The organism is Agriterribacter sp., from assembly GCF_035444585.1.
GTDB lineage: Bacteria > Bacteroidota > Bacteroidia > Chitinophagales > Chitinophagaceae > Agriterribacter.
Genome location: NZ_DAOMOZ010000254.1, coordinates 1 through 6,129, shown reverse-complemented (window position 1 = coordinate 6,129; position 6,129 = coordinate 1). Strand labels below are relative to the sequence as shown.

General features: G+C 46.8%; 4 protein-coding genes. 1 reads left to right on the top strand and 3 read right to left on the bottom strand.

The features are described from left to right. The 3 genes from PLH26_RS19225 to PLH26_RS19215 form a co-directional block, all read right to left on the bottom strand. A partial coding sequence (locus PLH26_RS19225; protein WP_324587645.1) for a Gfo/Idh/MocA family protein occupies positions 1–996 on the bottom strand: 996 nt, incomplete at its 3' end. Between the two features lie 148 nt (positions 997–1,144). Continuing rightward, positions 1,145–2,164 carry a Gfo/Idh/MocA family protein gene (locus tag PLH26_RS19220; RefSeq protein WP_324587644.1) on the bottom strand — a complete coding sequence of 340 codons (1,020 nt, stop codon included), beginning with the start codon at positions 2,162–2,164 and terminating at the stop codon, positions 1,145–1,147. 176 nt (positions 2,165–2,340) lie between these two features. Then, on the bottom strand, positions 2,341–3,615 hold the full coding sequence (locus tag PLH26_RS19215) for a glucuronyl esterase domain-containing protein (RefSeq protein ID WP_324587643.1): 1,275 nt from the start codon (positions 3,613–3,615) through the stop codon (positions 2,341–2,343). Between the two features lie 193 nt (positions 3,616–3,808). On the opposite strand from PLH26_RS19215, the gene PLH26_RS19210 reads away from it, so the two are divergent. Beyond that, positions 3,809–6,129: DUF1549 domain-containing protein (locus PLH26_RS19210; protein WP_324587642.1), on the top strand; the 2,321-nt coding region annotated here is incomplete at its 3' end.

Sequence of the window (6,129 nt, the reverse complement as noted above, 5' to 3'; positions counted from 1 at the left end):
CAGGGAGCCCGTTTCGCCGTAAAATAACACGCCAACGGAGCTGCCTTCTACCGGCAGCCCGTTGCAACTGCGCCCTTCCCAGGAGATCATGCTGTTGTTTTCAAATTCCAGGTTAATGACCTGGGTGTCGGGTGTTTCCCAGTCGTCGGTATACCGGTAACGGCCACCTGCTGAGCTTACTTTCACGGGGTAATCCACCCCCAGGCCCCACCTGGCCAGGTCAACCATATGCGTACCGTTATTGAGCGCTTCGCCGGTACCCCAGTTCCAGAACCAGTGCCAGTTATAATGAATGAGGTTATCCCTGTAGGGTTGCCGGGGCGCCGGGCCCTGCCACAGCTCGTAATTGAGCCATGAGGGTACAGGCACTTCTTTTCCTTTGCCGATAGAGGCGCGGTTGTTGGAATACCAGGTTTTGGCAAAATAAGGACGGCCTATTATGCCGTTGTGCAGTTCAGCGATCGCTTCCATTACCTTAGGCCAGGAGCGGCGCTGGTTGCCCATTTGCAATATCCTGTTGTATTTCTTTTGCGCAGTGATCAGCAATTCGCCCTCATGGGGATTATGACTGCAGGGTTTTTCGAGATACACATGCTTACCGGACTTACAGGCCAGCAGGGCAGCGGGGGCATGCCAGTGATCGGGTGCCGTAACGATCAGGGCATCCATATTTTTATCTTCCAGCGCTTTCCTGAAATCAGGAGCAGGTGCAGGACGTTTGTGCTGCAGCTTTTCAATTGCCGCAATGCATTTATCTGCTGCGCGGGTGTCTACGTCTGAAACATATACAACCTCACATCCATCCTGCATGGCAAAGTTGCTGCTCACTGCCAGACCGCGGCTGTTAACGCCCATAACGCCTACGCGTATGCGTTCATTGGCACCTATAATATTTGCATAGCTTTTAGCGCTGAAAGCGGGTAAAATGCTGCCTATTGAAAATGCCGCCGTTCCTGCCACTGTTTTTTTGATAAAGTTCCTGCGTGAATTCTTCATGATTGTATTTTAACTTTTGAGAGATGTCGCTTTGTAGCAGTTTCCAATCCTTCGCTCTATTGCAAACTTTTTCCCGGATCAGGGATAATTTTAAATCCGAAGCGATATTCCCAACAATAAACCACAAACTTTCAAACTATAAATTGTATTATGCTCCTGCTCTCTTCATTATCTCTTCCAGGCTCACCGGGATACCGCCTTTGCTTTTGCTTTCATCGGCAGCCTCCATAAAAGCACATATTTCCAGTGTTTCTTTACTGCTCACCGGTGGTATACCTGTTTCAAAAAATGCAATGATCTGTACAAGCAATGCATCGTAGCCGTCAAAAGGACCCAATACGGTGGTTGCATTTTCCCCGAACACGGTTCCGCCGTAGCCGCTTTTTCCCGAACGGGTGCCACGGAATGTGCCGATGCGGCCATCTGCCCATGTGCCTGCCACAACATCCGTATCATTTGTGTGCAACCGCACTACCTGTTTACAACCCGTGCCCATTACCGTATACAACGTTTCCACACCGTGAATGCCATACCAGAACAGGTCGGGATGTGTTTTTTCCAGATGCGCGGGGCTGTAGCAGTCGGCGCCCAGCACTTTACCCACTTTTCCCCGGGCCACATCCTGCGCACTTTGCATGAACCGCAGCGAAGAAGAGGAAAAAACAGGTACTTTGTACTGTTCCGCTGTTTTATAGATCGTTATCGCATCTTTTAAAGAAGCCGCAACAGGTTTGTCAATGAACACCGGCTTACCTGCCCTGATCACTTCTGAGGCCTGTTGCAAATGCAGCCGGCCGTCATTGGTTTCCAGCAATATAAAATCTGTTTTTTTTAGCAGATCCTTTATTGAGCTTACTATTTCTACCCCCAGCTTTTTTATTTCTTCCGTATATCCCGGGATCCTTTTTACGGATGATTCAATATCGTTACTCCCTTTCGGATAAGCCGCTACTACTTTGTAACCTTTTAATCCGGGAGCGGCCTCAGCGGCATTAAGCGCTTTGGTAAAAGCAATGCTGTGAGAAGTATCTAAGCCTATGATACCAATTCTTTTTTGCGGTGCGCTGCCCTGTGCATATAAAGGAGAGAAGCTGTTAGATAAGCCTAATCCTATACCACCGGCAATAGCTGTACCAATAAAATTCCGGCGCCCGTATTTTTTTTTCATGAGTGATTACTGTATTTTTTAAGAAAGATCAATATTTACTTATTACTCACTTCTCACGGGCATTCAGCCGTCAGCAGACAGCCTTCAGCTAAAGCATACTAACGATGAGCTGATAACTCCTTTTTATTTCTCTTACTTCTCTTACCTTCTTACTTCTCTTACCTCTCACCCACTTACTACTTACCACTTACCACTTTATTCGCTTCCGCAAAATCAAGGTATTGCTGCCAGTCGTAAAGCGTAACATCATGCTTGCCGGTCCTGATATGGTATCTTATTTTTTCTCCTACAGGAGTATTTACCGCGGGCATTTCATTAGCTGTTAGCCCCTGCAGTTTGTAAAGCGCATAAACAGGCGTTGCATTTTTTGCCGAAAGAAATTCGCCTTTGGGGTCGGCCCATTTATCGTCTTCTGCACTCGCAACATATAAAGGACGGGGAGCAATAAGCGATAACAACATGTGCTGATCAACGGGTAACATTTCGGGATGATCGTTATAACTTTTGTACCGTGCAATGAACCAGTGCGGGAAGCTGGTATTGAGGTTGCGGATGGTTTCGCCGAATATCCTGCGGGAAAGTGCAGCACCGCCTTCGCCCGAGTTGTTAGAGATAACCATAGCGAAACGCCGGTCATTGGCGCCTGCCCATAAAGCGGTTTTACCCAGCCGCGAATGGCCGATCAGTATGGTGCTTTTGGCATCCACTGCCGCATCCGATTCAAGGTAATCCTGTATCCTGCTTAGTCCCCACGACCATGCGCCAATGGCGCTCCATGCTTCCGGTGCAATATGTAAAGCGTCTTTCATGGTGGTGCGAATGCCTTGCTTCCAGCCATCCTTATCATCAGGCTCAAGGTCGTAATAATGCGCAGTGGCAAGGCCGTAGCCTTTGTTGATTATTTCTTCCAGCGGCCAGCGCGAAGCAGAAGATCCCCTTGAACTTTCAATGGCTTCACTGTCGGTCATCTGCCGGTTTTTCTTCCTGAGATGCCTGGCCGGCTTGATCGCTTTCTCTGCGGCAATGGTATGATTGCCGCCGAAATTCAGTCCTGCAAATACTGCTGCCGGCTTATTGGTCTTAGGTAAATACAACAGCAGATCCATTGAAGGAGCATTATCTCCCGCAGCAAAATAAATGGTTACCTGTTTCCGTATTGCTTTTCCATTGAGCGCAGCATCGTTGGTTTCCGTAACCTTAAAATGCATGCCTGCGGGTTTGGCAGGTATTTTTCCATATACATTGTCTGTAAATAATTTTAAAATATAGGGTCTTTGTTTGCGTTCCCAATCCTTAACTGTTGTGATCGCTTTCCCATTAGGGGAGATCAGCGGATCGGGCAGGGTATAGGGTGGGATAGCTGATTCATCATAATTGGTTGGAGGAGCCTGTGCGCAGGATAGGGTATAGCTCAAAGTTGCGACCAGGAGAGAAAAGAAGTATCGTTTCATATCATCCATGTTATGATTTTGGTCAGCCGGGCATGAAAGATAAATGTAGAATAAAATTGAATGCCTGCCAAACGGGTTTTACAAAAGACGGCTCCGGCAACCGATAAACCCTTTTTAATGATTATCTTTATACCCGTCTGGTTTCATACCTGAAAATAATATTTTGTTGCGAAAGCTTTTGCCTGCTTTAAATATGAAAAAGAAAGTTCCTGGTAAAATCGTCCTGATTATTGGCGTATTGCTCATTGGCGGTTTCTTCTTTATCAACACAAGCGCTGTTGACAAACCGGCTTCCATAGCAAAGCTGGATAAATCACTGCCCGCCCATATTGACTTTAACCTGCATGTTAAACCGATCCTTTCTGACAAATGTTTTTTATGTCATGGTCCGGATAAGAACCTGGGTCAGAAGGCGGGTTTGAATCTTTCCACCAGGGAAGGCGCTTTGGCAGTATTAAAGGATGGTAAACGTGCAATTGTTCCGGGTAAACCGGGCAGGAGTGAACTGTATCATCGTATTACAACCTCCGATGAAGAAATGGCGATGCCCAAAAAGGGGTCTAACCGGGTATTGACCGATTATGAAAAGGCGATACTGATCAAATGGATTGAGCAGGGAGCTGAGTATAAGCCACACTGGGCATTTATTGCACCTCAAAAAGCTGCTGTTCCTGAAGTAAAAAACAAGCAATGGGTCAAAAACGAGATAGATGCTTTTGTATTGCAGAAGCTCGAAGAAAACAATCTGCAACCTTCGTCTGAAGCAGATAAGGAAACTTTATTGCGGCGGGTAACATTAGACCTTACCGGCTTACCACCTACTATAGAAGAAACAAACGCCTTTATTGCAGATCGCTCCCCCGCTGCATATGAAAAAGTGGTGGAACGGTTGTTAGCGTCTCCTCACTATGGCGAAAAAATGGCAACAGACTGGCTCGATGTTTCCAGGTTTGCCGATACGCACGGGTATACTGTAGACCGTTACCGGCCGATGTGGCCCTGGCGCGACTGGGTGATCAGATCGTTTAATGAAAACATGCCTTTCGACCGCTTTGTTACCTGGCAACTGGCCGGCGATCTGCTGCCCAATGCCACCCGCGAGCAAAAGATCGCTACTGCATTTAACCGGAACCATGCGCAAAACATGGAAGGTGGTATTGTAGATGAAGAATTCAGGACTGAATACGTGGTAGACCGTACCAGCACAGTGGGTACCGCTTTGATGGGATTGACCATAAGCTGCGCCCGCTGTCATGATCATAAATTCGATCCCATATCTCAAAAAGAATTTTATAGCCTGTATAGCTTTTTTAACAATATAGATGAAGCAGGACAAATATCATGGGACAATGCCATGCCGGTTCCTACCCTGATGCTGACCGATGCAAAGCAGGATTCCATTATTGCTTATCTCAGCAAAAAAGAAAGCAGCCTGACCGCCGAACTGAATACGATCGCTGAAAGTGAAAAAGCAAATTTTGAGCAGTGGAAACTACACACAGCCAATACCATTCCCTTTGATTTTAAAAAAGGAATGCAGGCGCATTTTACATTTGATAAGCTTGTAAAAGGCGTTTTCATAAACGAAACAAATCCTAAAGATAAAGGCGTAACGATTGATCCGGTGCTGGTTCCCGGCCGCAAAGGCAATGCATTCAAATCGAATGGCGATGATGTGCTGAAGCTGGGCGAAGTGGGTATTTTTAACCGCTTTCAGCCTTTTACCATCGGGGTGTGGGTTAATATTCCAGAAGAGCTGAGCAAAGGTGTGATCTTTCATAAAGGGAGCGGCGATATCACCTATAATTTCCGCGGCTATTTTTTGAATATAAAAAACGACAGGGCCGAAATTTTAATGGCGCATACCTGGCCATACAATAATATCCTAAAGGTGAGCGAAGCATCGCTGCCAAAAGAAAAATGGATACAGCTAACCGTTACCTATGACGGCTCCGGCAAAGCCGGAGGATTAAAATTGTTTATGAACGGGAATGAAATGCCCATGATAACGGAAAAGGATAACCTGTATAAGGATATTATGTTCACCAACGGGGAGCAGCCGGGGCTGCAGGTAGGCGCCGATTGGAGGGGAACGGGCTTCAGGAACGGGCTGGTAGATGAGCTGGTGGTTTACGACCGTAGCCTCACTCCTGCTGAGGTGAATGTGCTGGTGCAGCGACAGGAAGGCAATGCCGATCCCGGGAAGATTGCCGATAAAGACCTGTCGGAATATTATTTTTCAAATATCTCAAAGGCGTGGCAACAAAAAGCCGGTGAGCTGCAGCGAACAAGACTGGAAAGAAATGCACTCACAGAGAACATACCCGAAATAATGGTGATGGAAGAAATGAAGCAAAGAAGACCGGCGTATATACTGGAAAGAGGTGTGTATGATAATTATGGAGCCGAAGTGCAGCCCGATGTGCCGGCAGCTATATTGCCTTTTGGAAAGGACCTGCCAAAGAACAGGCTGGGTTTGGCAAAATGGCTTATGGATCCTCAAAATCCCTTAAC

What these genes read in the sequence shown, in the direction of transcription:
- PLH26_RS19220 (WP_324587644.1), bottom strand. Translation starts at nt 2,164, where the DNA reads ATGAAAAAAAAATACGGGCGCCGGAATTTTATTGGTACAGCTATTGCC.
- PLH26_RS19215 (WP_324587643.1), bottom strand. Translation starts at nt 3,615, where the DNA reads ATGAAACGATACTTCTTTTCTCTCCTGGTCGCAACTTTGAGCTATACC.